Genomic DNA, 25,515 nt, shown 5'->3' with positions numbered 1-25,515 from the left:
GAAGCCCGGTTCGGGCTCCTGGTAAAAACCTGCGTGCCGCTAATTGCTGGCCTCGGTCTCTTCTTCGCGGCGGGATAAACCCAGTTTTTCTTTCAGGCGGGCCACGGCCTCGGGATCATAGGTTTTTTTGACATTGCGGTGTTTGACTATCACAGCCGCACTGCGGTTGGTTTGCATCACGGCCTCAGGGCCCGAGGCACTGTAGGCAGATAAACGCTCGGCGTATTGTGACGCATAATCGGTGGCGTTTTGAGGGTAGAGCGGGTGCTGAGCATCGCTTTTTACCGCTGTCGCGGGTGCTGCCTTGGCTTCGGTGGCGTTACGGGCGTTTTTAAGCCCCTTTTCAATTCGCCGCTTGATTTTAACTGCCGCACGCTCTGCCTCGTCTTCAGTGACCACCGACACAGGGTTTCCCTGTAAATCAACCCGCATTTCACGGGCTTTAAGGCAGGCTAAATAATCGAGACGGCGGGTAAAAATAACCACGGCTTCACGCAACTTGCTTTTGGATAAACCGGCTTCAGCCGCTTCCTCAGCAAAGGCGAGAATGTCATCCATGATGCCAGTCTTCAACGGTTGAATGCGCTGGCTGTTATCAAAGGCCTCAGGGAATTTTTTCGCCAGCCAGTTCAAGGCGTCGTGTCGGGCCCGTTTGGAATGGTTTTTTTGAGATTTGTTAATTACTGCTGTAAGAGGATGAAGTGCTTGCCTTCTCATGCTAAAACCTTGTTGAATAATCGAACAATAGGAACAATGCCGCCTGTTTGTCGAGAGACTGTATTGAAGTTGCGAGTGGCCTATTGCAAAACCAATTGAATACCACGTTCATTGCAAAATGCGCATGCAATGTACAATGTTTGGCGGTCAATTGCAAGACGTTCCCCGACTTCCTTAAGGATTCGCCAAATGAAATTTGATCAGTGTATACTTTATTTATCTTTGCAACAGAGTACTATTCGATGAAACGACTGTTTTTTTTCTTTTTATCAGTGGCTTTTCCATGGTTCGTTCTGCTGATTAAAGATAACCCGGGCGGTGCCGTCATGGCTCTGATTATGCAGGCTTCTATCATTGGCTGGATACCGGCTAGCTTGTGGGCGATGCGTGTCCTTAAAGAATCTGAAAAGCCGGCTTCTGCCCGCTGATTATCTACCCTTTTCTATTTTATGGAGCAACACATGACGGCTCGCGTTATTGTAAACGGCGCCCTGGGCAAAATGGGCAGCCTGGCCTGCGACACCATTCAACAGCACCCTGATTTTGAACTGGTGGGTGCACTGACGCGCAAGGATGATCTGCGCCGTGCCATCGTTGAAAAACAGGCCGCCATTGTGGTTGATTTGACCCGGGCCGACAGTGTGTATGAAAACAGTCTGGCCATCATTGAAAGCGGGGCGCACCCAGTCATTGGTACGTCGGGTTTACTGGATAAACAAATTGCAACGTTGACTGAACTCTGCCATGCCCGAAAGCTTGGTGGCATTATCGCGCCCAATTTTTCCATCAGCGCTGTCCTGATGATGCGTTTTGCGGCCGAAGCGGCGCGTTACCTGACCGATGTGGAAATCATTGAAGCGCATCACCCGCAAAAATACGATGCGCCGTCAGGTACCGCCTTAAAAACAGCGGAAATGATCGCTAAAGCCAGAGAAACAGGCATTGAGCCGCCGGCCACGCATGAGTTGCTTGCAGGTGCCCGAGGTTGTCAACATCAGGATATCCGCATTCATTCACTCAGGCTGCCTGGCGTCATTGCCCGCCAGCAGGTGGTTTTTGGTTCTCTGGGCGAAACCCTGTCCATCACCCATGACAGCATTGATCGCGCCTGTTTTATGCCGGGTATCGTGCACTGTTGTCAAAAAGTCCAGCAGCTCGATGGCCTGTACTATGGCCTCGAACACATCCTCTGAGGACTCTGACTTCGGCAAGGGCTGAAGTCAAAGTAACCTGTCTATAATTTTACTCCAGTCGTGGCCTCGTTGCTCATAGAGAAGGATTCCTCCTTGATGGAATCCAGCTTAGACAGCGCCACATCAATAATCGACTGAGGATATTTACTCACACAGAGCTCACGGATCAAGGCATAGACTTTCTGTGTGGCTTCGTCGCGCTTGGCGTTCGTCATTGGCCTTTCCCTGACCACGGCGTAGATTTCAGCGAGGATCGTTTCCGAGGCGGAGATATGCTGGGTGGAATCAAACCGATCAAGGATGCACTTAATCTTGGCAATTCCTGTGGGTGCATTCCAGCCCCACCTCAACAAACTCGTCGTCTTGCTGTCCCAGTATGTTCTTTGACCCATTAACGCCTTTAACTTGTTTAACAGCGCCACACGGTGACTTTCTGACAGTTTTTTAGCCGCTTCAATATCAATGGCAACCTTGTCACTGTGCTGTTTTGAGCCCATAACCACCCGTTTGACTTCGTTATTGCTCGCCAGGCAGTCATCACGCGTCAAAATATCGGGCTGTGCCGATAAATCACGGATAGCCTGCGCTATATCCGCCGGTAAATAAACGTCCGGCGTTTTCAAGCCTTCAGAACCAGGCGCATTTTGCCCGGCGTGCGCATGCTGGTGCCGGCTAAGATAAATTGTCGCAAACAGATTCACAAACTGACTGCGCTCAAGCCCTGTGTCATTGTAACTGGGCCAGTAACCGTAAATGTACCGATATAACAACATCGCATCCGTATGAATGGCTTCGATTGCCTTGCGATCTTTTCCGCTGACACAGGATCCATAGCTCACGCCCTGCATTTTGAGCATCAGCAGGTTTTCAAGCGAGCTTAAGAAGAGTTCACGGCCATTGTAATCGAAAAAGGTTGCCGTACCCCAACCGGATTTGAGGGTGGCCTCGTATTCATTCGTCAATAAGGCCAGATCGCCTACATCCGTAATCAGGGAAGAAGCCGCCTTGGGCTTATTGGCCAGCGAATGCCAATGAAGTTGCTGGGCAAAGAGCGGCTGCCAATCCGACCCGGTTAAATTGTCTTTGGCGTTGTAGAGCAGATTAATCAATGCCTGCGTGACGTGAGCAGGCTGGGTCAACGGTCCTTGCACAGCGACGGGCGCCTGTTTTAATGCCCTGCTCTCGTCAACGGCTTGTTTAACCAGGTCCTGCCATTCCAAAACGGACAAATTCACCTGGCTTAGGTCCAGTCTGGCCGCAAGGTTACTTAACACGGAGTAATCTTTTTGATTTTTATTGCTTTCAATGAACGCGACGCTCTGCTTGATAAGCGAGGTTAACGCCTGCTTTTCCCTATCCTGCAGCTTCAAATCGTCAACGCGTTTTTCAAGGTGAGAAGACTTTAACAATTCACGCGCGTTGTCCAGCAGCGCCAGGCATTCCGCATCCTTCGATGATGTCCATAAAACATAGCGGGCCACATTAAACGGATGGTTGGACGTGAATATATCGATATTCTTACCCTTGCTTTCCTGTCTTAGGGCTCCCACCACTTTCTGACGCTGCGCTTCGAGATAACGATCTGGTATAAAACCCTCTGAAAAAGGAACCGGGCTGATTAACGTTTGCAGCAGCATTTTTTTTCGACCACCCTTGCCCAGGGTGACCTCGCGAATCCTTGCCCCGTTGCGCTGGGTATGCAGCCGACTGACCTGCTCAGGATAGTCTTTCACCTCCCGCGATCCCGCGTGGCTTGAGCGGTACCGTCCGTCAAAGGCTTCAAGGACCTGCGCCTGGTCATTAAGAATCATGAATTGATGCTCACAAAAATTGGGCAGAGCCGGCAGTGTTCGCAAACGGCTGGGTAAAAAGGACGTGACTTCGGCTATGTTTTTATTGCTTTTCAAGGCATGTTTTAATAATTGCTGCTCATAGGCTGGCAGACAAACATACCAGAATGGCATCTCGGCAATTTCAGCCAAATGATGTGGATTGACGTGTTTTCCAGTCTGCATTTCATCAACCAGTTGATTGAGGCCGTCCAAAGCCTGGCTGACATCAGTCAACGGATTCGAAGACCAGCGAAGCACCGCCGTGATGAACTCCCGGCGAGCGGAAGTCAGCGAGGAAAACCAGGACGGAACCACGTCACTCTGGCTTTTAATTTTCAATAACTCGTTTTCAAGATTTTTATCTTTTTTAATCTCATTCCACTGCAAGGTAAAGTCATTCACACTGCTTTTTAACATCTCCAGTTTGGTTGGCGTGGGTTGCAGACCATGGAGATACACTTGCTGGTGAACCGGCAGGGCGCGAAACCAGTCCGGGGTTGTCGACAGCACCGATGCTTTTATTTTTTCAAGCTCATCGCGCGTCTCGTCCGTCAGCGGGGGTAGTTGCCTGTCCCTTTGCAGAATAAAATGGGCTTCGCCACGAATCGTGATGGGCGTCAGCGTTGCCAAATCCGGGCGCCCTGTCATCATGAGGTGGTATTGTTCCGCTTTATTAAGCAGTTCAATGGCTTCCCCCCAACGGTGTTCCGGCTTGACATGACTGAGCCAGTGCGTGACCAATGCTTCAAGTAATTTACGCGTGTATTTGGTTAGGATTTCTTCGTATTGGTCTCTGGATAAACCCCGTGCAAAAACGAACTCGTTTTTAGCCCAATCCAGATAAGAGTCACTGTTAAATGATGTTTTGGATTGTCTGGAAACGGACTTGACTATCAGAGAAAATGCATCTTTAAATGAGTCGGCACGAAGTTGATAACTGCGTTGCAAATCGGCTGTCAGTGAGGCATCCTGAATATCGAAGTCCCCGCCTGTCATTTCCTTTAAATTAGTTAACTGTGTTTCGCTGAGTTTGATGCCATCCTCGATGCGTAAGATTGTTTTTTTTCCCATCGCTATGATTCCTTTACCTGCACTGGTCCTTTATTATTGAATAAATCAAACGCATAAACAATTTATTGTTCATGTTTTTATTAAGAAAATCATTTTGTTCATGCTACACTGATCATCACTTCAGCAAACAGGCCTAAAGGATGACCACAGTTAAACCCAACGATTTCACCGGCTACTCGGAGTCCGGTTTGGACGATGCCCTGGCTCAGGCGCTGCAGAAAGCAGGCCAATACCAGCGGGTTGAAGTCATCGAGACACGCAGTTCCCACACCACTGACGACAAAACCTACCAGGTCACGATTACTGCCTACACAGACTGAGCTTTGCTGACAAAAACACTGTTTTACAAGGAGTTTAATCATGGTTTATTCAGTAGATCACTACATCAATGGTAAAATTCATACCCACAGTAACGAAAATCAGCGCACCATTTACAATCCTGCTCTGGGCGAAGCCATTGGACAAGTGCCAATCGCCGGGCAGGAAACCTGTCATGCAGCCGTCCATGCAGCCCAAACGGCCTGGGAATCCTGGTCAGAAACCACCCCGATAAAGCGGGCGCGCGTGCTGTTTAAGTTCAGGGATCTGCTGGAAAAAAATCAGACCGAGCTCGCCCATATCGTCACCCGCGAACACGGCAAAACCTTAGAGGATGCCAAGGGTTCCATCGCGCGGGCCATTGAAGTAGTGGAGTTGCATTGTGGCATTGTCAGCCAGTTGCAGGGCAATTTTTCTGCCAATGTGGCTACCGGCATGGATTGCCACACGCTCAGGCAACCGCTGGGCGTCTGCGCCGGCGTATCGCCATTTAATTTTCCGGTGATGGTTCCGGTGTGGATGATGATCCCGGCCATTGCCTGCGGCAACACCTTCATCTTAAAACCGTCCGAGCAGGATCCGTCAGCGCCGCTGCGCCTTGTGGAATTGTTGTCCGATGCCGGCCTTCCTCCCGGGGTGGTCAATTGTGTTCAGGGCGATAAATCCACCGTGGATTGCCTGCTGCACCACCCGGATATTAAAGCATTTACCGCGGTGGCCTCAACGCCGGTGGCAGAATACATTTACCGCACCGCCGCGGCTAATGGCAAACGCGCGCACACCTTCGGCGGCGCGAAAAATCATTGCGTGATCATGCCGGACGCGGATTTGGATCAGGCGGCCCAGGCGATTACCGGTGCGGCGTACGGATCTGCCGGCGAGCGCTGCATGGCCCTCTCGGTGGTGGTGGCGGTCGGTGATGAGACGGCAGATCGGTTGCTGCACAAGCTCACACCGCTTATTCATGCCATTCGTGTGGACACAGGCGACAACCCTCACAGCGAGATGGGGCCCTTGATCAGTCAAGCCCATAAGCAGCGTGTCGTGGCCGCCATTGATGCAGGAATCAATGAAAAAGCATCGCTGGTAATCGATGGCCGCGCTTTCCGCCATGCCAAATACCCGCAGGGTTATTTCCTGGGTCCTACCCTCTTTGATCACGTGAGGGAAACCATGTCCATTTATCAGAATGAAATTTTTGGACCTGTTTTATGTATCGTTCGCGTCGACACCCTGGATGATGCGCTGGCGATCATCAATCGCAACCAATACGGTAATGGCACCGCCATTTTCACACGCGACGGTTACAGTGCGCGCGAGTACAGCCAACGGGTTCAGGCGGGCATGGTCGGTATTAATGTCCCTATTCCTGTGCCTGTCGCTAACCATCCTTTTGGCGGCTGGAAACAATCCTCTTTTGGCGATACCAACATGCATGGGCTGGAAAGCATCAATTTTTACACCCGCCGCAAAACAGTGACCAGTAAATGGCCTGTAAGCCCATTGAATACCAGTGCGTTTGTCATGCCGACACATGATTAATTAACAGTGAGCCGGCGTTTGAGCCGGTTGTATATGAGGGAGAGAACATGGCACGGATTGGTTTTGTCGGTCTGGGTCATATGGGTTTACCCATGGCCATCCGTTTGATTCAAGCCGGACATGAAGTGACCGGTTTTGACTTGCAGCAGGAAGCGCTCACGGCCCTGGTCAATGCCGGCGGCCTGCGCGCCACCTCCATCAGCGATGTCGCGCGGGAAAAGCACTGTTTGATTACCATGCTGCAAACCGGCGATCAGGTTAAGCGCGTTTGTCTCGGTGATGACGGGCTGTATGCGCAGGCAAACGGCGCGCTGCACATCGATTGTTCATCCATCGATGTGCACAGCGCCCGTTCCCTGCATCAACACGCATCAGCCAATCAGCTGCCGGCACTCGATGCCCCCGTCTCAGGCGGTGTAGCTGGTGCAGAGGCAGGGGCGCTGACCTTCATGGTGGGCGGCGAAACGGCGGTGCTGAATCAGGCAATGCCGATTTTAACCGCCATGGGTAAAAAAATCATCCACACGGGTGAAGCTGGCAGCGGGCAGGCGGCAAAACTCTGTAACAACATGATCCTTGGCATCTCCATGATTGCCGTGTCTGAAGCATTTGTTCTGGCTGAAAAACTTCACCTCGCTGCCGACAAGTTATTTGAAGTCGTTAACAGTTCCAGCGGCCAATGCTGGGCGATGAGCAAGTATGCGCCTGTTCCCAACCTGCTGCCGGACGTTCCGGCCAATCGCGGCTACCAACCCGGATTTACCGCCGCCATGATGCTTAAAGATTTAAATCTGTCGCAGCAAAGCGCCAAAGCCGCCGGGGTGGAAACACCGCTCGCGGCAAAGGCCACAGCCATCTACCAGCAGTTTAACCAACAAGGATTTGGCGAACTGGATTTTTCAGCCATCATTAAGTCATTGGAGTGCGTGGAATCATGAGTAAATCCGTGATTAATACCCTGCCCGCTGAGGTAGAGCGCTTCTGGGAGCAGCAAGCTCAGGCCTTGGTATGGCAACAGCCCTGGACGCAGGTGTTTTCCGGCGAGTTTGGTAATCTCCGCTGGTTTGTCAACGGCAAACTCAACGTCTGCTTCAATTGCATCGACAGGCATTTGCCGCAAAAAGCCAATCAGGCGGCCATTATCTGGGAGGGCGATGAAGAACACCAACAACGGATCCTAACCTTTGCCATGCTGTATGAAGACGTCTGTCGGATGGCCAACGTGCTCAAATCCTTGGGCATTCAAAAAGGCGATAAAGTCGGTATTTACCTGCCGCTTATTCCTGAGGCAGCCATTGCCATGCTAGCCTGTGCACGCATTGGGGCTGTGCACACCGTGGTATTCGCCGGTTTTTCATCACAGGCCCTGGCGCAACGCCTTGAAGCGTCTGCCTGCAAACTGCTGATCACGGCTGACAGTTATCACCGCGGCGGCAAACTTTACCCGCTTAAATCCCAGGCCGATGAAGCCAGCCGCGGTTTGCCATTGAAAACCCTGGTGATTCAACATAACCAGAGCGCGGTTGTTTTTGATGATCAACGCGATTACTGGTGGCATGCGTTGCGGGACACCGTGGATTCCACCTGTGAACCCGAACCCATGGATGCCGAAGATCCTCTCTTTATTCTTTATACTTCCGGCAGCACTGGCCAACCCAAAGGGCTGGTCCATACCACGGGAGGTTACCTGGTGCAGACCGCGTTCAGCCATCGCCATATTTTTGCCTGCAAACCCCACGAAATTTTCTGGTGCACGGCGGATGTGGGCTGGATTACCGGTCATAGTTACGTGGTTTATGGTCCCTTGTGCAATGGCACGACCACCTTGATGTTTGGCGGCGTCCCTCACTGGCCCAACCCGTCACGCTGCTGGAAAATCATTGATAAATACCATGTTCACGTCTTCTACACAGCGCCAACCGCCATCCGCGCCTTAAAAAGAGCCGGCGATGAATGGCTTGACGGCACCTCACGTCAAAGCCTGCGCCTATTGGGTTCGGTGGGAGAACCCATCAATCCGGAAGTCTGGCTATGGTACAAAGAGCAGGTTGGCCTCAATCTCTGTCCAATCGTGGATACCTGGTGGCAAACTGAAACCGGGGCCATCATGATTTGCCCACAAAACCCCGAAACGGCTAAACCCGGTGCCGCCTGTCAGCCTTTACCGGGTATTCACCCTGTTCTGCTCGATGAAGAAGGGCATGAAATCAAGGGGGCCGGGGAAGGCGCGCTGGCCATGAAATACCCTTGGCCATCCATCGCCAGAACCATCGCCGGCAACCATGAACGTTATTTGAAAGGCTACGTGGACAATGGCTATTACATTACGGGTGACGGCGCGCGTCGGGATACGGATGGAGATTATTGGGTTACCGGGCGCATTGACGATGTCTTAAACGTGGCCGGGCACCGTCTGGGGACAGCGGAAATCGAAAGCGCAGTTGTCGCCCATCCCTATGTGGCAGAAGCCGCCGCCGTGGGGGTGCCGCATGAAATTAAAGGCCAGGGCATTCACGTCTTTGTCACATTAAAAAGTGGGTTTCAGCCCAGTGACGAGTTGTACGATCAGCTCATGGAGCAAGTCAAAAGCGCCATTGGCGCCATTGCCAAACCGGATGTGCTGCAGTGGGTGTCGGATTTACCCAAAACCCGTTCCGGCAAAATCATGCGCCGCATTCTACGCCAGATTGCCTGTCGCAATGTCAGCCGCATGGATGAATTAGGCGACCTGTCCACGCTTGCCAATCCTCAAATTGTAGAGGAACTGATGAAAGAATTGCTGCATTAGAGTGTCCGGCTTCTTTCGTTAAGAGGCCGGCCATTCATACCAGCTGTCTAAGCGGGTAATCAATTCATCAACGCCCTCTTTTTTAAGCGAGGAAAAAATCTGAACTGACACCAAATCGCCCAGGAGCTGATATTGACGCTTGACTTTAGCCACGGCGTTTTTAGCTTCGCTTTTATTTAATTTATCGGCTTTGGTTAACAGGGCATGCACCGGAATTTCCCGATCCAGGGCCCAGTCGATCATCATCTGATCCAATTCCTTTAAGGGATGGCGGCAATCCATAACCACAACCAACCCCTTTAAGCATTGACGGACTTCAAGGTAATGGGCCAGGTGTTTTTGCCAATCTTCTTTGACCTGCAAAGCCACTTTCGCATACCCATAACCGGGAAGGTCCACCAGCCGGCGGGATTCATCCAGACTGAACAGGTTAATAAGCTGGGTACGGCCCGGGGTTTTACTGGTACGGGCTAATTGTTTGATGCCCGTCAAGCAGTTTAACGCACTTGATTTTCCCGCATTGGAACGACCGGCAAAAGCCACTTCGTAACCGATGTCGTCGGGTAATTGATTAACGCGGGCGGCACTTTTTAAAAAGACCGCCTGAGAGTAACGATTGATTAACATTATTTTTAATTTCATTTTGGGATTTTTACTCAGGCAGTGTACCATTAAATGAGGAAGAACCCCCGGGGGAAACATGAAAAAAATGGTATTTGTTGTTGCATTATTGAGCTTAACCATGGCTCAGGCTGCCCCGCTTTCGCCAGAAACGGCCAACGCGACGACCAATGCGGTCAAAACCACCGCTGAAAAAGCGGCTGTTTGCGTGGCCTGCCATGGTGAAAAAGGAAACAGTGCCAATCCGGAATGGCCTAACCTGGCCGGGCAGCATGCCGGTTATTTGCTCAAACAGCTGAAAGACTTCAAAGCGGCAAAAACCCGTAATGTGCCAGCCATGTCCGCGATCGTTGCTGGCATGAGCGATGAAGATATGGCAGAATTAGCGCAGTATTACGCCGAGATGCCGCTGGCTGAGGCCAGTACCCCGGAAAAATACTTAAAACGCGGCGAACAGCTTTACCGCGGCGGCGATTTCAACCAGCACATCACCGCCTGCATTGCCTGCCATGGCCCTAAAGGCACAGGTAACGCCCAAGCCGGTTTTCCCGTGGTCTCCGGTCAGCATGCGCCCTATGTCATTCAACAATTAAAGGCATTCAAGGAACGTAAACGAACCAACGACTTAAACAGCATCATGCAGGACATCAGCGCCCGCATGAGTGACGACGACATGGCGGCTGTTGCCTATTACATGCAGGGCCTGTACTAATTAACCTGGAGAGATAGACGTATGTTACGACGTGTTTTAATGATGTTTGCTTTGTTATTGCCCTTAAGTGCACTGGCGGAGACGTTTGTGGTGGGTAAAGATTATGAACTCATCAAAGGCAATGAGGCGACGGCCAAGTCAGGCCCCGTGACGGTGACTGAATTTTTCAGTTACGGCTGCCCGTGGTGCTATCGTCTTGAGCCCTCCTTAAACAAATGGATTAAACAACAAGGGGATCAGATTCAATTTTCCCGTGTACCGGTAGTATTCAACAAAGACTGGTCTTATTACGCCAAGGCGTATTACACCGTCAATCTGTTGGGTCAGGGAGCCCAATTAAACCCCATCCTGTTTAAAACCATCCAGGCCAAACACGGTGCCTTAACCAGCAATGACTCCATGATTGATTTCTTAACCAGTCAGGGCATCGACAAAGCCACCGCGGAAAGCGCGTTTAAACATTCCACTACGATTGACATGCAGTTGAATCAGGGCAGTGCGCAAATGGCACAGTTCCATATTACCGCAGTCCCTGCCGTGGTCATTAATGGCCAGTACAAAACGGATCTGCAAATGGCACAGGGCGAAGACCGGTTATTTAAAATCCTTGACTACTTAGTCCAGCAAGCTGCCAAAAAGGAAAGCCACGCTTAAGGCGATGGTCCTGCATCAGGTCTTGATTTCTGCCCTGATGCAGGGTTAACCCACAAAGCGATCTTTAACGAAATGAAGTAACTCCGTCTCAATTTTCTTGCAGAACTCAGGAAAATCAGGGTGGTTAACGACTGATTTATCGAAATGAATTTGCCCCCGTCGGATGGTCATTAACTTTTTGTTGTTAAAAATCACCTGGTAGGGATCATTACTCGCCTTCATGTTTTTTAAGACGAGCAGCTGGACTTCCTCGCGCAGACGCTTTTCACCACAGCCCCGTGCAATCAGGGGGGCCAGTCTGTACAGCGCCTCACGGTGACTTTCGCCATGGTGCAAGATGGACCGTATGGCTGCGGCGGTCCGGGCAGACACTTTGGAAATATCACCAATGGCCTGCCACAGGGTTTCCGGGATTTGCGAAAAAGCCAGGTATTGACTCAGACGGCTGCTGCTGATACCCAATTTTTCAGCGAGAATGTCCTGCGTCATGCGTTCCGTTTTAAGGATACCGGCATAAAAAAACCCTTTGGAGTAATCCGAGACGTCTTCTTTTTCATTTTCGGAAACAAGGCAGGCAATGGCATCATCAAAACTCAGGGTTTTAATCACAGCCTCTACCGGAAGATGATGGGTTTTGCAGGCCAGCCAACGGCGGTAACCGGCAATCACCACGTAGTGCGCCCCGGAATTATTACGCGGTTTGAATTCGTCAGAGGCTTTAACAACAACGATAGGCTGGGATTGGCCTTTCGAACGGATGCTTTTAGCCAGCCCGGCGATATCGCCTAATTCAAAACCTTTTCGGTCACGAAACTCCCAGGTATCCAATAAATCACAGTGCAACGAGACAATTTTTTCATCCAGATGGCATTCCTGCTCTACTTTATGTAACTTCTCATGCAACGTAGCCGACAAACAAAAACCCTTCATTACTAAATCCTCTCATTTACCGCCCGAGATGGTGCTGTGGAATTCACTTTTTGCGTGTCCGTTTGCTTTTGATGATTAAAAAACGTCAATAGTTCCTCAGCCAATTTTTTAAATTCCTTATGGCTGTCGCTGTTTTTATCAAAATCCCCCACCCACTTCCCTTCAAAAGCCGCTTCAAGCACGGCTGTTTTCGATGAAATCATGGTTTTAAACGCGAGGCCCGACTTGTTTAGCTCCTCAATCAACTGATCCGAAAGCCGTTGCCGCTTTTTAATTTTAACGCCCAGGATTTTAAAGGGTTTCTGAGACATTCTTGGGACGGCAATCGCGTCGGTTAAATTGTTTTGATCAAGAAAACTGGGAGAGCAGGGTAAAATGACAAAATCAGACAACATGATGGCTTTGAATGCGGCCGGCATGTAGTTTGGCGGTGTGTCTAAAAGTACAAAATCGTATTGTTTACGCAGGTGCTCAATTTTATCCATGGGCTTGTCATCGAATAGCGGCTCAATGAATTTGATGGCAGTCCCCTGTTGTGCCCACCGAATGGCGTCAGGTTTGTCTTTATCCATGTCAGCGACAATGACTTTATATCCATGTTCAATCAGCGCTCCCGCCAGATTGACGCTGGTAGTCGTTTTGCTACTACCCCCCTTTGCTTGACTTACCGCGATGACAAATCCCATAGTTGCTCCTCAAAGAAGACGCTTCGATCAAACAATACCTCTTTGACATTGTTTTCGCCCGTTTCTTAATTAACTTTAGCAGAATCTTAAATGCCTGGATTTTCCAGACTTAAAATTCCTGTATTAAAGTCATAAGCAAATATCTCGGCATATCGCCCCCAGTCAATCATGGTGCGCAATACGCGTTCTGCCTCTTTTTCGCTTAAATAGTCTTCCAGCTTGGATAAAAAACGTTCTTCTGACACCCGATGCCCGATTTTTTCATCCAGAACCCGGCGAATATAGCGGGCTAACGGCACGTTTTCCAGCAATCGGCGCGCGAACAGCGTCTTGCGCTCCTGCAAATCCGCCTCCGAAAACTGCTTGCCCAGCTCGCTCAACTGGATATCGCCATGCGATACCTTGGCAAAACCTAAAATCTCCAGGGTTTCAAGAATAGGGAATAAATCGTCGATGTTCATCATCAACTCGTCGGCCAATTCCGGCAAATCAATGCGCTCTTCAAACGACGTCATGGTTTCAATCAAACCGGACAATTCCGACGGCTCAACGTCCGGTAAACGGTAACCTAAACCAATTTGCCGCTCCCGCAGTGCGCGCTTGGCTTTTTCTTTTGGACCCGTGGTCATTAAAGTATAGATAGTATCGACCAAATCGCGAAATTCCGGCGTTTCGGGATTTCGGGGTTGATGCAGAGGCACCTGCAATTCGGCGCGGATATAGCCAGGATCACTGCCAAAAATAACAATGCGATCAGCCAGCATCGCGGCTTCTTCAATATTATGGGTCACTAACAGAATGCCATTGGTATTGGTTTTTTTCTCCTGCCATAGCTCGAGCAAGTCTGATTTCAAATTCTCGGCGGTTAACACATCCAGAGCAGAGAACGGCTCGTCCATCAACAACACGTCAGGATTAATCACCAGGGCGCGGGCAAATCCTACGCGCTGGCGCATTCCACCTGACAATTCCTTGGGAAAGGCGGACTCAAACCCGTCAAGGCCAATAATATCAATGGCATCAATGGCGCGTTGCCGCCGTTCTTCACGGCCTACTCCCTGCGCCTCCAGCCCTAACTCCACGTTTTCAAGAACGGTAAGCCAGGGCATCAACGCAAAGGATTGAAACACCATGGCAATGCCCGGCACAGGACGGGTCACGGGTTGCCCCCGATACGTCACTGTACCCGAAGACGGCGGGACCAGACCGGCAATAATGCGCAGCAACGTCGACTTACCAGAACCTGATTTACCGAGCAAAGCAACGATTTCACCTTCCTGTAGTTTGAAATTCACGTCTTCCAAAACCAATAAATCCTGGGCGGACGCCTTTTTAAAGGATTTGCGGCAATTTTCAAGGGCGATAATCGTTTCTGCCATAGGATGCCTCAGTTGAAATTAAAGCGCTCTTCCGCCAAACGGTAGAGAGGTCGCCAGATTAATTGATTAAACGCCAGTACATAAGCACACATCATCATGGTTCCTAACGCAATACGGGGAAAATCCCCGGCAATGGTACTGGCCTGAATGTATTCGCCAAGGCCGGTGGCACGCAGGGTGGTATTCCCCCAGGTCAGCCACTCGGCCACAATGCTGGCGTTCCAGGCGCCGCCTGCGGCGGTAATGGCGCCGGTAATGTAAAAAGGAAAAATACCGGGCAAGGCCAGACGCTTCCACCAGGGCCATCCCTTCAATCCAAAATTATCCGCCGCGAGGTATAAGTCGCGCGGGATGGTGGAGGCACCGGCAATCACATTAAATAAAATATACCATTGTGTACCCAAAATCATCAAAGGCGTGACCCAAATCTCAACGTTTAAATGAAATTGAACGATGGCAATCACAAACAGCGGGTAAAACAAATTGGCAGGAAACGCAGCAGCAAACTGGATAACTGGTTGAATTTTCTGAGCAAGGCGTGGACGAAGACCAATCCATACGCCGACAGGAATCCATAGCAACGAACTGAAAATAATCAGCACAATCACTCGCGTACCGGTAGCGGCCCCCAGCAGAAAGACGTGGATGATGTCGCTCAAATGCAGTTTAGCGAGAATGAAGCGCAGCAGGAACCACCCGCCAGCAACAATGGCCAGAATCAGCAGGGTATTCCATATCCAGTCCATGTGTCTCTGACGTCGGTAGTCAATTTCTTTAATGGCTTTCGGGCCTAAACGGCTAAACCAGCGGGCATTGACAAAATTGTCTTTAATGATAGCAACTCCCCGGCCCACCCGCTTCATCAGGCGGCTGCGGCGAATTAAATCAACCAGCCAGGACTGATACTCTTCCTCGTCAGGCGACTGCTCCATCTTAAATTTTTCCGACCAGGCAATCAGAGGTCTGAATAAAATCTGGTCATATAGAAAAATAACAATGACCATGGTCAGGATGGCGTAGCCTACGGCATGCAAATCGCGGCGTTCGATGGCCAAGGCGATGTAAGAACCGACTCCTGGTAAGCGGATATCCTGATGCGCGACGGCAATCGCTTCAGACAAAACCACGAAAAACCAGCTTGCCGACATCGACATCATCATATTCCATATCAGTCCGGACATGGAAAACGGCACCTCCACTTTCCAGAAACGCTGCCAGGCGGACAATTGAAACATGGCAGCGGCTTCCTTCAGGTCATGCGGCAGGGTTTTAAGCGACTGGTAGAACCCAAAGGTGATATTCCAGACCTGGGCGGTAAAAATGGCAAAAATCGACGCACACTCCGGTCCTAAAAGGCTGTTGGGAAACAAACGGATAAATCCGGTGACTGTGATCGACAAGAAGCTCAATACCGGCACCGACTGCAAAATATCAATGGCAGGAACAATGACTTTTTCCGCACGCCGGTTTTTAGCGGCTAAAGCCCCCACAATAAAGGTAAAAATAATCGACAGAATGAGAGCGATGAACATGCGCAATACCGTACGCAAGGCATAGAATGGCAACTTCTGCGGCGCAAGCGAAATAGGCAGGGGATCGCCCAATTGATAAGGACTTGCCATCTGCTGACCGGCCCAGCTTAAAAAATATATCACGGAGAAAATAAGGATCAGCAGAAAAAAATCCCAGCGGTTAAAAAAACGGCTGACGTTTTCGCGATTGGCAAAATAAAAACGACTATTGCGCACGAAGTCTCCCCGATTGATAACCTCATCAGTACTGCCTGAGATTAATAATCAATTAAATGACGCTTTGTTAGCGAATACACAGGTTCTGGCCGGGATTACACAAACCCAACCGTCACGTCCTTCTCTTGTTATTGTCCCTCGGAAATGAGACTGTCAATTTACGATCTGGCAATTTTGCGAGGCTGTCTCAGGGCATGAAACGACATCCCCAACGACAAGACAGCCTGGTGAAATTGCTGAATACAAAAACCGATTCTCCCTATCCTGCAAGCTATAAAATAGCATAAATGCCAAAAATCTCATAAACCCTGAGCATGGCTGCAGGACTTTTCAAAAAAAATCCCCGCCAGGGCGGGGATTGTCGGGGCTAGCCCAGTAGGGTCCAGGCCTGAGACCAGGCAAGACCAACACCCGGTTCATAATAGGCGGCTGACTGCGTGCACCAGCCGGAATAAGGCCAGGGTTTGCACTGATAGCGTTTGTGATCGAGACGGCCTAAAACGATGGTACCCGCCGTGTACGTGCTGATTCCGTCGGGGTAGACCAAATCCGTGCTGGTGGAAGGCTCAGTAAAATCAACCATCACATGGTAGCTGCCCGTGTCGGCATCACTGAGGTAAATTTTATTGGCCTGATTGGCAGCCAGCACCACCTGACCGCTTTCCGGGTCGAGTTGACCAATACGCACCAAGCTAGATGAATTATTGACCACCGTCCCTAAAGCCAGGGGCCACTGCGTGCCGGTGTGGTTGCTGTCATTGACGGTAATGCTATTGCTTTCCACTTCCACTTCGTGTTTAAAAACCCGTAAAGTGACTTTGGTGTTCACCGCAATGTCGCCAGTGCCATAAAAATTCTCAAGTTCATGCCAGGTTGGCGCCTGCGCTGCGCCGTCGATGAAAACATCACTGCACGCATAAAACGCTTCAGGACTGTCTTCGCGCTGCCAGATCATGTAAAAAATACGTTTTCCTGTCATATTGGCAGGCAAAGGACAATCCATTTGATAGCGGCCGTTGGCCAGGGTCACGCTGGTGATGGTACAAAAGGGGCTGGCTTCTAGATCAGACCATTTCAGAGGCGTGTTGAAATCATAGCCGTCTTTGGTGGCGTAAAATTTGAAATACTTGGTTTTATGCGGCGCTGTCGCTACAAAAACGAATTGAAAATGACCATTGGCGTCAGGATGCACAACGGAGGTGGTCCAATCGCTGCGCGCTAAATTGAATCCTTTAAAAAAATCCCTGCCGCCGGCACACAACTGCCCATCGGCAATCAGTTCACGGTGCTGATCATTGGCGGCCCCCTGGTTCACTTCATGCCAGTTATACAAAGGCTGCGTACCGCCCACCTGCACAGCCGCCTTACAGGCAGCGGACTTCGGGCTTTCCGGACCTTCTTTGTAGCATTGATAGGTTCTGGAAATGGGCGTTTCCAGCGACCCATGGGCGAACAGTGAAAAACTGGCCACTGCAAGGCCGAGACTTCCGACTAATTTTTTCATCATTTATCCTGTTATGAATTAAGTAAAAGAGACAGGCGCCTCAACGAGGCGCCTGCTTACATCAGTTACATACACCATTGATAACGCAATTTTTGAGGTCCGTGGCAAACCGGAAATTGTTGCTTTGATCAAACGTCACTTCCCAGTTGAACACGCCCCCGATATTGCCATAGGCGCGGGGAGGAACATACGAGCCGCAACTGCTGCTGCCGGCCGTTGCTGTTTTCAGGCACTGAATGGCGCGTTTGATGGTGCCTGTTGGAATCACCGGCGAACCGTCACCGCTGCCATTGGCATTGGCGGCCAGATAACCAATGACCACTTGCGAAGGATTAAGGTGGCTGATGTAGGGCTGGAACCCGGTGTTGCTGCCATTGGGTAATTGTGCCGGCCAGTTTTCAAGCAGGTCTGTCGCCATCGCGACACTGAAATCTGGGTTGCTGGTTGGCGTGGGACCGTAGCAAACCATGTCAATGCCGAACATGCAGCCGGTATTGTAAAGCTGAATACCAACCCAGGCTAAGGCATCATGCGTCTGCATAATGAGGGAAGCATAATTACCCCAGACCCCATCAAACCCGCTGGTTGCCGCCACGTTGGCTGTTTGTGGCGCCATGGTAATCAGCAGATTAGGATCCTGACTGTACATGGTATTGATGATGCTGGCTAAGACGGCAATGTCACCCTGCGGGTTGGCAAAGGTGCCGCCGCCATTCAATCCATGCTCGATGTCGATATCAAAGCCGTCAAACCCGTATTCGTCCATCAACCCGCGAAGCGACGACATGAAGGTTTGTTTGAACGCATCCGGTGACGCGGCCGCCGTTAAGGCCTGGTGGAAGTCCACCGTTGTATTCGGCAAGCTGGTCAACGCACCGCCTAAGGACAGAATGACCTTGATGCCTTTCTGATGCAGCGACTGGATGTAGGGCTTGGTTACCGTATCAAACGCCGGTGTAATCTGGCCCGGGTTACTGGTGCTGAATACCCCGAAAGCCACCATCATGTGAGTATAACCCGCATCGGCAAGCGCCTGCGCAGTCGGCGGCGTTTTCCAGCCTGGCAGATAACCAATGATGCGTCCATTACTGACCGGGTTAGCTGTTAAGGTCACGGTTTCAATGGCATTCGCCGTGGCTGTCAGGGGCTGGGGTGAGAAACTCAAGCTGTAACCGGATACCGCCTGACCGGACACCGTGTAAATGACGCCATCCGTTAAAGTCACCACGGAAGTGCCACTGCCGTTGACCAAATCCACGGCCTGCACAATCGGTGCGGATTGATTATTGGGGGTGAACGTCACCGTCAGCGTGGTTAACGACGCAGGCGCGCCCTGGACATTTAAGGTCACTGAATCCTGTACTACCTGCACACATTGGTAGGTGAGGCTGGTGCTCGGAACGGTGGTTTCGCTGGCAATGACAGAAGCCGGCGTAAAGACAGGCTGGCACTGGGTATTGTTGAAGGAAATGGGCGCTGTTGAAAACTGGTAAGACGCACCATTCTTCAATTGCGTCACCGTCACCGCATTACCCCAGGTCACGGTTTGCGCTTGTGCGGCGCCGGTTTGCGTATTGGTCAGCAACACCGAGGGATTTTCCGTATAGCCCGTCAATTCAGGCGGCAGCGCTTGCAGATTGATGGCAATTTTTCCAGTTTGCGGTACCAGCGCATAGCTGATGGTGGCATTGGCTGTCTGGTTAGCGGTAACGGCCACGGTACTTGGAACGGCTGTGCCCTGATAAACATTTCCATCGGTGCCGGTGACTGTTTCAGCGGAGAGTCCATAGGAGCCGGCAGCAAGGCCACTGATCAATTGCGTACCATTCCAGGGAAGTTGCACGTCCCGTACAGGCTGCCCGTTTAAGGTCACATGAACCAGCGCATAATTGTTAACCACATTGGCTGGTTTTGCCGCGCTGTTCGTCAACTGCAGGCTTCCAGTATTCACCGCGGTACCGGAATACACATTCACCGTGCCGTCCACGTGGCTGTCGGTAAAATCACCGTATTGAATAGTGATTGAACTGCCGGCGGGGAGTTGGTTTTTAGCGCCAGGGAAAGTGGGAAAGTGCAGGGTCAATGTAGCCAGGTAATTGCCACCCGGTTGTGGTTGAGAGCTGATATTCAAGGTATTGTCAGGATAAGACAAAGGCCCGAAATCGCCCCAGAACGAGGTATTTAGCGCAGCGGTTGTCTGAAAAGTAACCGTTGAGTTTTGAAAATCAACCGCTTGCCCGCAACTGTTGGTTAATTTTAAATTAATGGATTTCCAATGCTCGTTGCCGGTGGCAGTGAATTGGGAGGTAATGCAGGCGATGGGCTGAATGGTGGTCGGAGGAGGGGTCGAATACGCGGTAACCGTTGAAATGGTAGTCAGCGCTCCCAAACCCAATAATAAGTATTTCATTCTCTCCTCCCTGTGATAATAGGATTTTTAATCTACCATAAATTTTCCTTATTTAACAAATAGGTAGATCAATCGCTTTCCCGGCCTGTTTCTTATGGAGAAGTATTTTTGATTTTCGGGAACTTTTACTGAAAGGCCGTGTCTAACCCAGTGAGCATTTCCCCGAATGCTCATCCCGCATTGCCCTCTTTTGCGGGAATGCGCTCTCTGAGCGCAGTAACTTCCCCGGTATTTTTACCGGGGTTTTTTTGCTTTTAAAACCTGTCTATACTCTCGTAGTCATATGAAATTCTTCAGGCTAAGGATAAATCATGCCGCGTATCGCCCCGTTCTGGCTGTTCGTACTTCTGTTATTGCCGTTGACGTCGCAGGCTATACCTGACCAGACGCAATTGTCCGTCTGGGCCAATGAAGCCATTGTGGCCACTTACTCTTATGATCATAAAAATTACTTGAATCAGCAGCGCGCCATTGCCAAATATTTCAGCGCTCAGGGATGGACGCAGTACAGTGCCGCACTCAATGCCTCGGGCTTGCCGGAAGCCGTGCAGAAAAATGCCTATTTTGTCAGCGCAGTGGCTTTGTCTCCGCCCACCGTTAAAGCCATCAGTGACCAGCAATGGCAGGCTGTGATGCCGCTTTTGGTGGTGTACAAAAACCCCCAATATGAACAGAAGCAGACTCTGGAAGTGAACATCACCTTCAGTCAAGCTCCCTCAGGACAGGGAATACGAGGCTTAGCCATCAATACCCTGCAGGCTAAAATTAAAAAGCCGGCCTGCCGGTGTGACATGGAAGAGGAGGCTAGTTCAGCCAGCGATAGCCCACAATCGTTAAATGGAGTGCAATAAAAAACAGCAGCAGCAGAATGATAACATTCAATTTCTTCGGCATCTTGATGTCAAGAACAGCCTGCTCGGGAGCCTCTGGATTGTAATAGACCTCGACGGCTTCGTTACGCTCGAATGCCATTGCTGCCCGATAGGCGACTTTGCGGGCATGCGCACTGGAGAACGTGGTGTGTGCACTTTTCAACAGCAGGGCGTCCCCAATGTATTCCTGTTCGTTTACCCAATAGGCATAGGTGATTTTTGGCCACAACTGATGCCCTTCTTTTGTCCAGTTAAACTGCGTTATATGACCAGTCGTTTGCGGCCATTGAAGGCTCTTCTTCAGGTGTCGCCTTTCCTGCCAGAAATAAAAGAGCATACTCAACAGGAAAAGCAACCAGATCAGATCAAGAACCGCATGTCCAAACACACCCATTGTTTTCCTTAATTATGGCGCCTGCGACCCCTCGGGAGAGGGTGCGGGCACAACGGCCGCTTTTTTGGCACGTGCTTTAATGAGTAAGAAACCACCGACCACCAGCAATGCAATCAAACCCACCGACAGCCAGGGCCGGGTCGCAAACCAGGCGATGGCTGTGACGAGAATCCACACCGAAAGCCCCAGCAGGAAGGCGACAAAACCCGTACCAAAACCAACCAGAGTCCCCAGAAACGGCAACACATCCGCTAAAACCACCAGCGGATTTAAAATCAGCGAAAACCCACCAATCAACATGAGCAGTGTAACACCGCGAAGAATCCAGGCCAGCATGGTGTTTTCTGATTGCGCCTGCTTAAACATCTGCTCAGGCGATTGCTGTCCGGTTTCCAGCAACAACACGGTTTCACCGGCAGGAGCCAGATAGCCCTGCAGCGTGTTGCCCGTTTGTTGAGCCACAATACTGACTGTCTGCGGGTAAACCGCATTGAGATTAATGCGCAAATCGCCGGGCTGGGGATTTTGTGGATCCTGTCCCAGGTAAAGCTGGTCACCGCTGATATGGACAGGCTTGTTGTACTGGTTTTTCAGGGCATCGGCATTCACCTGGTTTAAATCAATGGGCTTGCTGACGTCAATTTGCGTAATCAACGAGGGAGGCAGTGAAAAATCCCCTACCTTGACCTCTTTGGCATACTGCTGCTGCGATGAAATGGGCATGGACGACGGGTTTTGATGCCCCTGCGGTTCTTTAAAACGACTGCTGTCAATGACACTGTCTGACCAGGTTTTATTATAGGAATAGGTCTTGATTGTTCGTTCCGAACCGCCCATCTGCGACTCGGTACGGGTTTCTGTTTTTTCCTGCCATTGGTACATCTCCACCTGGCGGTTGAGACCTATCGCTGTCACGGTAATATCAAGAACCCCATCGGTCAGTTTGTCGTTGGTTATCGCCTCGCCACTTAAATAGACGACTTTCATGTTATTTTTTTCATCAATGGGAGCATTGGGCACGGAAACCAGTACTTTTTGCGCCTGCTCAAGCGACTGGGCGGTATGCAGGCTGTGCCTTTCATTCCAGAAAGACAGTGCAATGGCCGCCGCAATCAGCACGAAACCAATTAAAATACCAACCAGTGCGTCCTTAAGACGGCTCCCCCATGAGCGCGTGCTGATTTCTTCAGTCATGCAGGCTTTCTCCCTTCAGCGAATCAATTAGTGCTTTTTGCTCATGTACACAATCGCTTGCGTCAACGCCTCATCAGAACAGTTCGTGGTTACGGATTCATTGCATAACCCGTTGTGATGCATTAAACCTTTACCAATTTTGACATTGTAAAGCAGGTAATCCATCGGGGTTTTAAATTGAGACGGGTTTTCTTTCGCTTTGACGGCCGCACGTTCAAAAACAGTGCTCCAGGCCTTCTCATCAAAGGCAGCGGGGGCTTTAACACCGCCTGCAAGATTCGGCGCATGGCAGTTCTGACAGGCAGCCTCGTACGTTTTTTGTCCTAAATCACTCTCGGCTAAAGCCAATGGGCTCATCGCCATGAGCAAGGCCAGACTCCATCCTCTGTACATATCCCTCTCCTTTTTTTTCTTTTATAATCAGTGTAGAGGGCTTACAGAAAATATTCCATGGCCTCCAGAGACTGAATGAAAAAGCTGCTTAAAAACAGCGCAGGGATGTCGCGGCCAGCCTGTCAATCCGCTATTTAAAGAGCCTGGGGGCAGGCAACCAATCGCGGATTACCCCTAGAAACTGCATGATGTACAGGACCAGCAGGGCCAAAAGAAACATGTTGAATAATAAATTGATCAAGGGAGCAATGACAACGTAGCCATTCACCAGCCATAATAGTAAGGCACAAATTAAAACCATGATGAATTGATTTGGATTAAACATGATCGCTGTCAATCGCATACCTTGTGTTTAATTTTAGGCCAAGTAATCGCATTCTGTCATCCCTGCTTTACCTGACATAAATAGATATCACGGAGAGAACTATGACTAATCAAGTATCTGCTGCACCGGAAGGATACAGCACCATTACCCCCTACCTCATTGTCGACGATGCCAGCCAGGCCATTGATTTTTACAAGCAGGTTTTGGGCGCGGTGGAAGTGATGCGTTTGGATAATCCCGATGGCAAGGTCGGCCATGCCGAACTTAAAATCGGCGACTCTAAGATCATGCTGGCTGATGAATGCCCGGAGATGGAAATTCATGCGCCGGACAATTACGGCGGCTCCCCTGTCGGGATTCATGTCTATGTCCATAACGTGGATGCCACCCTGGGCGAGGCCATCAAGGCCGGCGCCACGCTCTGCCGTGAAGCAGCCGATCAATTCTACGGCGATCGCAGCGGCGCGTTTAAAGATCCATTCGGCCACACCTGGTATGTCGCCACGCATGTCGAAGACCTTTCTGAAGACGAAGTCAGACGTCGCGCCGCTGAATTATTCGGCAAACAATAGCCAATTGGCTTGGCTATACTAGATTTAAGGGCTGTTGGTCATGCTGCAACAGGGAAAAAGGGTCTTTTCCCTGTCCATGTTCATTGGCTGTACCTCTTGTTACCAAAACTGAACTGAGTATAATCATTCGCACCCCGTGCGAGAAAAGGAAGGAGTCACTATGATCGCAAAGACACCGCTGCACGCCGCGCACCTGTCTTTAGGCGCCAGAATGGTTGATTTTCATGGTTGGGACATGCCGCTGCATTATGGCTCGCAACTTGACGAGCATCACGCGGTACGCAATGACGCCGGCATGTTCGATGTGTCTCACATGACCATCGTGGACGTGCTTGGTGCGGGTGGACGGCAATTTTTACGTAGACTGCTCACCAATGACGTGGACCAATTGCAGCACACCGGCCGTGCGCTTTACAGCTGCATGTGCAATGAGCATGGGGGAATCATTGACGATCTCATTGTCTATCAACGCACGTCCGATAATTACCGTCTTATTTTAAACTCAGCCACCCGCGACCATGATTTAAAATGGATTCGGGAAAAAAGCAGCGGCTTTTCCGTCGGCCTGCTCGAGCGTCCTGAACTGGCCATGCTGGCCGTGCAGGGTCCCAACGCCATTACCAGGGCCTTGAGTGTATTAACGCCTGCGCAAATTGATGCCATCTCTACCTTAACCGGCTTTGAATGCGTGGATGTCGATGATTATTTTTTTGCCCGAACCGGCTATACCGGTGAAGACGGCCTGGAAATCGTCCTTCCAGCCCGACAAATCGGCCAACTCTGGGATGACTTACTGAAGGCCGGCGTCAAACCCTGCGGCCTCGCGTCACGCGATACCTTAAGACTCGAAGCCGGGATGTTGCTTTACGGTCAGGACATGGATGAAACCACAACCCCGCTGGAATCTGGCCTTGCCTGGACCATTAAATGGCAACCTGAAGACCGCGATTTTATCGGCCTGGGAGCCTTGTTATCCCAAAAACGACAGGGACTTAAGCGCAAAATGATTGGCCTTATCCTTAACGACAAAGGCATTATGCGCCCAGGCCAACGGGTGGTCGTCCCTGGCCATACCGACGGCGTCATCACCAGCGGCACGTATTCCCCCACACTGGCACAGTCCATTGCCTTAGCCCGTGTTCCTGTCGAAACCGGCGAAGAGGTCATGGTGGATATCCGCGGCAAACTGATTCCCGCCCAGGTCACCAAACCCCGCTTTATCAAGCAGGGCAAACCAGTCTGAGGTCATGGGCAAGGCTTGTATTAAAAAAAGGAAGAAGAATGAACGATTTAAAATTTACCCAAACCCACGAGTGGTTGAAACAAAATAACGGGGAAATGATTGTGGGCATTACCGATCATGCCCAACAGCTGCTGGGCGACATGGTGTTTGTGGAATTACCCGAAGTAGGGGATGTAGTCAGCGCCGGCGATGAGCTCGGCGTGGTGGAATCAGTGAAAGCCGCTTCGGATTTCTATGCCCCCTTAAGCGGGACAGTCATCGCCGTGAATGAGGAAGTGAACAGCAATCCTGCCCTTGTGAATTCCGATCCTTACGGCGCAGGCTGGCTGGTCAAAATGAAAGCCAGTAATCCGGCCGAGCTGGAGAACCTGCTCAATGCCGAACAATATCAGCAAGAGATAGCAGAGGATCATTAAC

General features: G+C 50.6%; 25 protein-coding genes. 12 read left to right on the top strand and 13 right to left on the bottom strand.

From position 1 onward, the window contains the following. Window positions 1-39 precede the first annotated feature (39 nt). Entirely contained in the window at window positions 40-717 is a 678-nt protein-coding gene (locus DYE45_RS00870) for a ProQ/FinO family protein (RefSeq protein WP_108291342.1), read from the bottom strand. Between the two features lie 242 nt (window positions 718-959). On the opposite strand from DYE45_RS00870, the gene DYE45_RS00865 reads away from it, so the two are divergent. After that, complete coding sequence (locus DYE45_RS00865; protein WP_108291412.1) at window positions 960-1,145, top strand: hypothetical protein; 186 nt, start codon at window positions 960-962, stop codon at window positions 1,143-1,145. Window positions 1,146-1,178: 33 nt separating this feature from the next. Further along, window positions 1,179-1,910 (top strand): 4-hydroxy-tetrahydrodipicolinate reductase, encoded by a 732-nt coding sequence (gene dapB / locus DYE45_RS00860; protein ID WP_108291340.1) that lies wholly within the window; start codon window positions 1,179-1,181, stop codon window positions 1,908-1,910. 41 nt (window positions 1,911-1,951) lie between these two features. On the opposite strand, the gene sidP is transcribed toward dapB, so the two are convergent. After that, entirely contained in the window at window positions 1,952-4,813 is a 2,862-nt protein-coding gene (sidP, locus tag DYE45_RS00855) for a Dot/Icm T4SS effector PI-3-phosphatase SidP (protein WP_108291338.1), read from the bottom strand. Between the two features lie 140 nt (window positions 4,814-4,953). Between sidP and DYE45_RS00850 the strand changes: the two genes are divergently transcribed. From DYE45_RS00850 to acs, 4 genes are read left to right on the top strand one after another with little or no spacing between them, the layout of a single operon-like run. Then, window positions 4,954-5,133, top strand: coding sequence for a hypothetical protein (locus DYE45_RS00850; RefSeq protein ID WP_108291336.1), 180 nt, complete (start codon window positions 4,954-4,956; stop codon window positions 5,131-5,133). A 40-nt stretch (window positions 5,134-5,173) separates the two neighbouring features. After that, complete coding sequence (locus DYE45_RS00845; RefSeq protein WP_115300261.1) at window positions 5,174-6,673, top strand: CoA-acylating methylmalonate-semialdehyde dehydrogenase; 1,500 nt, start codon at window positions 5,174-5,176, stop codon at window positions 6,671-6,673. 47 nt (window positions 6,674-6,720) lie between these two features. Continuing rightward, window positions 6,721-7,611: a 3-hydroxyisobutyrate dehydrogenase gene (gene mmsB / locus DYE45_RS00840; protein ID WP_115300260.1), complete on the top strand. Its 891-nt coding sequence runs from the start codon at window positions 6,721-6,723 to the stop codon at window positions 7,609-7,611. After that, window positions 7,608-9,461, top strand: a complete 1,854-nt coding sequence (acs, locus tag DYE45_RS00835; RefSeq protein ID WP_115300259.1) for an acetate--CoA ligase — start codon at window positions 7,608-7,610, stop codon at window positions 9,459-9,461. The genes mmsB and acs overlap by 4 nt, the downstream gene beginning before the upstream one ends. Before the next feature lie 18 nt (window positions 9,462-9,479). Here acs and yihA read toward each other — a convergent pair whose 3' ends face one another. Next, entirely contained in the window at window positions 9,480-10,088 is a 609-nt protein-coding gene (gene yihA, locus DYE45_RS00830; protein ID WP_108291410.1) for a ribosome biogenesis GTP-binding protein YihA/YsxC, read from the bottom strand. 73 nt (window positions 10,089-10,161) lie between these two features. Here yihA and DYE45_RS00825 point away from each other — a divergent pair, with 73 nt between their 5' ends. Both DYE45_RS00825 and DYE45_RS00820 read left to right on the top strand, forming a co-directional pair. Continuing rightward, entirely contained in the window at window positions 10,162-10,794 is a 633-nt protein-coding gene (locus DYE45_RS00825; RefSeq protein ID WP_108291328.1) for a c-type cytochrome, read from the top strand. 21 nt (window positions 10,795-10,815) lie between these two features. Then, complete coding sequence (locus DYE45_RS00820; protein WP_108291326.1) at window positions 10,816-11,448, top strand: thiol:disulfide interchange protein DsbA/DsbL; 633 nt, start codon at window positions 10,816-10,818, stop codon at window positions 11,446-11,448. 45 nt (window positions 11,449-11,493) lie between these two features. Here DYE45_RS00820 and DYE45_RS00815 read toward each other — a convergent pair whose 3' ends face one another. The 6 genes from DYE45_RS00815 to DYE45_RS00790 form a co-directional block, all read right to left on the bottom strand. Continuing rightward, window positions 11,494-12,378, bottom strand: coding sequence for a ParB/RepB/Spo0J family partition protein (locus tag DYE45_RS00815; protein WP_108291324.1), 885 nt, complete (start codon window positions 12,376-12,378; stop codon window positions 11,494-11,496). Window positions 12,379-12,380: 2 nt separating this feature from the next. Next, complete coding sequence (locus DYE45_RS00810; protein WP_108291322.1) at window positions 12,381-13,064, bottom strand: ParA family protein; 684 nt, start codon at window positions 13,062-13,064, stop codon at window positions 12,381-12,383. Between the two features lie 86 nt (window positions 13,065-13,150). Beyond that, window positions 13,151-14,443, bottom strand: a complete 1,293-nt coding sequence (locus DYE45_RS00805) for an ABC transporter ATP-binding protein (protein WP_108291320.1) — start codon at window positions 14,441-14,443, stop codon at window positions 13,151-13,153. Between the two features lie 8 nt (window positions 14,444-14,451). Beyond that, the gene (locus tag DYE45_RS00800; protein ID WP_108291318.1) at window positions 14,452-16,191 is read right to left on the bottom strand and encodes an ABC transporter permease; all 1,740 of its coding nucleotides are present in this window, start codon (window positions 16,189-16,191) and stop codon (window positions 14,452-14,454) included. Between the two features lie 367 nt (window positions 16,192-16,558). After that, window positions 16,559-17,698 (bottom strand): lytic polysaccharide monooxygenase, encoded by a 1,140-nt coding sequence (locus DYE45_RS00795; RefSeq protein WP_248296052.1) that lies wholly within the window; start codon window positions 17,696-17,698, stop codon window positions 16,559-16,561. A 58-nt stretch (window positions 17,699-17,756) separates the two neighbouring features. Further along, window positions 17,757-20,105, bottom strand: a complete 2,349-nt coding sequence (locus DYE45_RS00790; protein ID WP_115300258.1) for a glycosyl hydrolase family 18 protein — start codon at window positions 20,103-20,105, stop codon at window positions 17,757-17,759. Between the two features lie 311 nt (window positions 20,106-20,416). On the opposite strand from DYE45_RS00790, the gene DYE45_RS00785 reads away from it, so the two are divergent. Further along, entirely contained in the window at window positions 20,417-20,956 is a 540-nt protein-coding gene (locus DYE45_RS00785) for a DotI/IcmL family type IV secretion protein (protein WP_115300257.1), read from the top strand. On the opposite strand, the gene DYE45_RS00780 is transcribed toward DYE45_RS00785, so the two are convergent. From DYE45_RS00780 to DYE45_RS00765, 4 genes are all read right to left on the bottom strand, one after another. Next, entirely contained in the window at window positions 20,910-21,371 is a 462-nt protein-coding gene (locus DYE45_RS00780) for a DUF3592 domain-containing protein (RefSeq protein WP_108291310.1), read from the bottom strand. The genes DYE45_RS00785 and DYE45_RS00780 overlap by 47 nt on opposite strands. Window positions 21,372-21,383: 12 nt before the next feature. After that, complete coding sequence (locus tag DYE45_RS00775) at window positions 21,384-22,565, bottom strand: TMEM43 family protein (RefSeq protein ID WP_108291308.1); 1,182 nt, start codon at window positions 22,563-22,565, stop codon at window positions 21,384-21,386. Between the two features lie 27 nt (window positions 22,566-22,592). Continuing rightward, window positions 22,593-22,958 (bottom strand): c-type cytochrome, encoded by a 366-nt coding sequence (locus DYE45_RS00770; protein WP_108291306.1) that lies wholly within the window; start codon window positions 22,956-22,958, stop codon window positions 22,593-22,595. Window positions 22,959-23,088: 130 nt separating this feature from the next. Further along, window positions 23,089-23,283 (bottom strand): hypothetical protein, encoded by a 195-nt coding sequence (locus DYE45_RS00765; protein ID WP_058532760.1) that lies wholly within the window; start codon window positions 23,281-23,283, stop codon window positions 23,089-23,091. Window positions 23,284-23,384: 101 nt separating this feature from the next. Here DYE45_RS00765 and DYE45_RS00760 point away from each other — a divergent pair, with 101 nt between their 5' ends. The 3 genes from DYE45_RS00760 to gcvH all read left to right on the top strand — a co-directional run bounded on the left by DYE45_RS00760 (window position 23,385) and on the right by gcvH (window position 25,514). Next, complete coding sequence (locus DYE45_RS00760; protein ID WP_108291304.1) at window positions 23,385-23,855, top strand: VOC family protein; 471 nt, start codon at window positions 23,385-23,387, stop codon at window positions 23,853-23,855. Window positions 23,856-24,015: 160 nt separating this feature from the next. Continuing rightward, entirely contained in the window at window positions 24,016-25,098 is a 1,083-nt protein-coding gene (gene gcvT / locus DYE45_RS00755; RefSeq protein WP_108291302.1) for a glycine cleavage system aminomethyltransferase GcvT, read from the top strand. 38 nt (window positions 25,099-25,136) lie between these two features. Beyond that, on the top strand, window positions 25,137-25,514 hold the full coding sequence (gene gcvH / locus DYE45_RS00750) for a glycine cleavage system protein GcvH (RefSeq protein WP_108291300.1): 378 nt from the start codon (window positions 25,137-25,139) through the stop codon (window positions 25,512-25,514). Window position 25,515 lies beyond the last annotated feature (1 nt).

Source organism: Legionella taurinensis, assembly GCF_900452865.1.
Lineage (GTDB): Bacteria > Pseudomonadota > Gammaproteobacteria > Legionellales > Legionellaceae > Legionella_C > Legionella_C taurinensis.
Note: the sequence above shows the minus strand (reverse complement) of the source record. Positions and strands in the feature narration are given on the sequence as shown.

What these genes read in the sequence shown, in the direction of transcription:
- DYE45_RS00850 (WP_108291336.1), top strand. Translation starts at nt 4,954, where the DNA reads ATGACCACAGTTAAACCCAACGATTTCACCGGCTACTCGGAGTCCGGT.
- DYE45_RS00770 (WP_108291306.1), bottom strand. Translation starts at nt 22,958, where the DNA reads ATGTACAGAGGATGGAGTCTGGCCTTGCTCATGGCGATGAGCCCATTG.
- DYE45_RS00845 (WP_115300261.1), top strand. Translation starts at nt 5,174, where the DNA reads ATGGTTTATTCAGTAGATCACTACATCAATGGTAAAATTCATACCCAC.
- DYE45_RS00865 (WP_108291412.1), top strand. Translation starts at nt 960, where the DNA reads ATGAAACGACTGTTTTTTTTCTTTTTATCAGTGGCTTTTCCATGGTTC.
- DYE45_RS00760 (WP_108291304.1), top strand. Translation starts at nt 23,385, where the DNA reads ATGACTAATCAAGTATCTGCTGCACCGGAAGGATACAGCACCATTACC.
- sidP (WP_108291338.1), bottom strand. Translation starts at nt 4,813, where the DNA reads ATGGGAAAAAAAACAATCTTACGCATCGAGGATGGCATCAAACTCAGC.
- DYE45_RS00780 (WP_108291310.1), bottom strand. Translation starts at nt 21,371, where the DNA reads ATGGGTGTGTTTGGACATGCGGTTCTTGATCTGATCTGGTTGCTTTTC.
- DYE45_RS00765 (WP_058532760.1), bottom strand. Translation starts at nt 23,283, where the DNA reads ATGTTTAATCCAAATCAATTCATCATGGTTTTAATTTGTGCCTTACTA.
- gcvH (WP_108291300.1), top strand. Translation starts at nt 25,137, where the DNA reads ATGAACGATTTAAAATTTACCCAAACCCACGAGTGGTTGAAACAAAAT.
- DYE45_RS00795 (WP_248296052.1), bottom strand. Translation starts at nt 17,698, where the DNA reads ATGATGAAAAAATTAGTCGGAAGTCTCGGCCTTGCAGTGGCCAGTTTT.
- DYE45_RS00775 (WP_108291308.1), bottom strand. Translation starts at nt 22,565, where the DNA reads ATGACTGAAGAAATCAGCACGCGCTCATGGGGGAGCCGTCTTAAGGAC.
- DYE45_RS00810 (WP_108291322.1), bottom strand. Translation starts at nt 13,064, where the DNA reads ATGGGATTTGTCATCGCGGTAAGTCAAGCAAAGGGGGGTAGTAGCAAA.
- yihA (WP_108291410.1), bottom strand. Translation starts at nt 10,088, where the DNA reads ATGTTAATCAATCGTTACTCTCAGGCGGTCTTTTTAAAAAGTGCCGCC.
- acs (WP_115300259.1), top strand. Translation starts at nt 7,608, where the DNA reads ATGAGTAAATCCGTGATTAATACCCTGCCCGCTGAGGTAGAGCGCTTC.
- DYE45_RS00790 (WP_115300258.1), bottom strand. Translation starts at nt 20,105, where the DNA reads ATGAAATACTTATTATTGGGTTTGGGAGCGCTGACTACCATTTCAACG.
- DYE45_RS00870 (WP_108291342.1), bottom strand. Translation starts at nt 717, where the DNA reads ATGAGAAGGCAAGCACTTCATCCTCTTACAGCAGTAATTAACAAATCT.
- dapB (WP_108291340.1), top strand. Translation starts at nt 1,179, where the DNA reads ATGACGGCTCGCGTTATTGTAAACGGCGCCCTGGGCAAAATGGGCAGC.
- mmsB (WP_115300260.1), top strand. Translation starts at nt 6,721, where the DNA reads ATGGCACGGATTGGTTTTGTCGGTCTGGGTCATATGGGTTTACCCATG.
- DYE45_RS00820 (WP_108291326.1), top strand. Translation starts at nt 10,816, where the DNA reads ATGTTACGACGTGTTTTAATGATGTTTGCTTTGTTATTGCCCTTAAGT.
- DYE45_RS00825 (WP_108291328.1), top strand. Translation starts at nt 10,162, where the DNA reads ATGAAAAAAATGGTATTTGTTGTTGCATTATTGAGCTTAACCATGGCT.
- gcvT (WP_108291302.1), top strand. Translation starts at nt 24,016, where the DNA reads ATGATCGCAAAGACACCGCTGCACGCCGCGCACCTGTCTTTAGGCGCC.
- DYE45_RS00805 (WP_108291320.1), bottom strand. Translation starts at nt 14,443, where the DNA reads ATGGCAGAAACGATTATCGCCCTTGAAAATTGCCGCAAATCCTTTAAA.
- DYE45_RS00785 (WP_115300257.1), top strand. Translation starts at nt 20,417, where the DNA reads ATGCCGCGTATCGCCCCGTTCTGGCTGTTCGTACTTCTGTTATTGCCG.
- DYE45_RS00815 (WP_108291324.1), bottom strand. Translation starts at nt 12,378, where the DNA reads ATGAAGGGTTTTTGTTTGTCGGCTACGTTGCATGAGAAGTTACATAAA.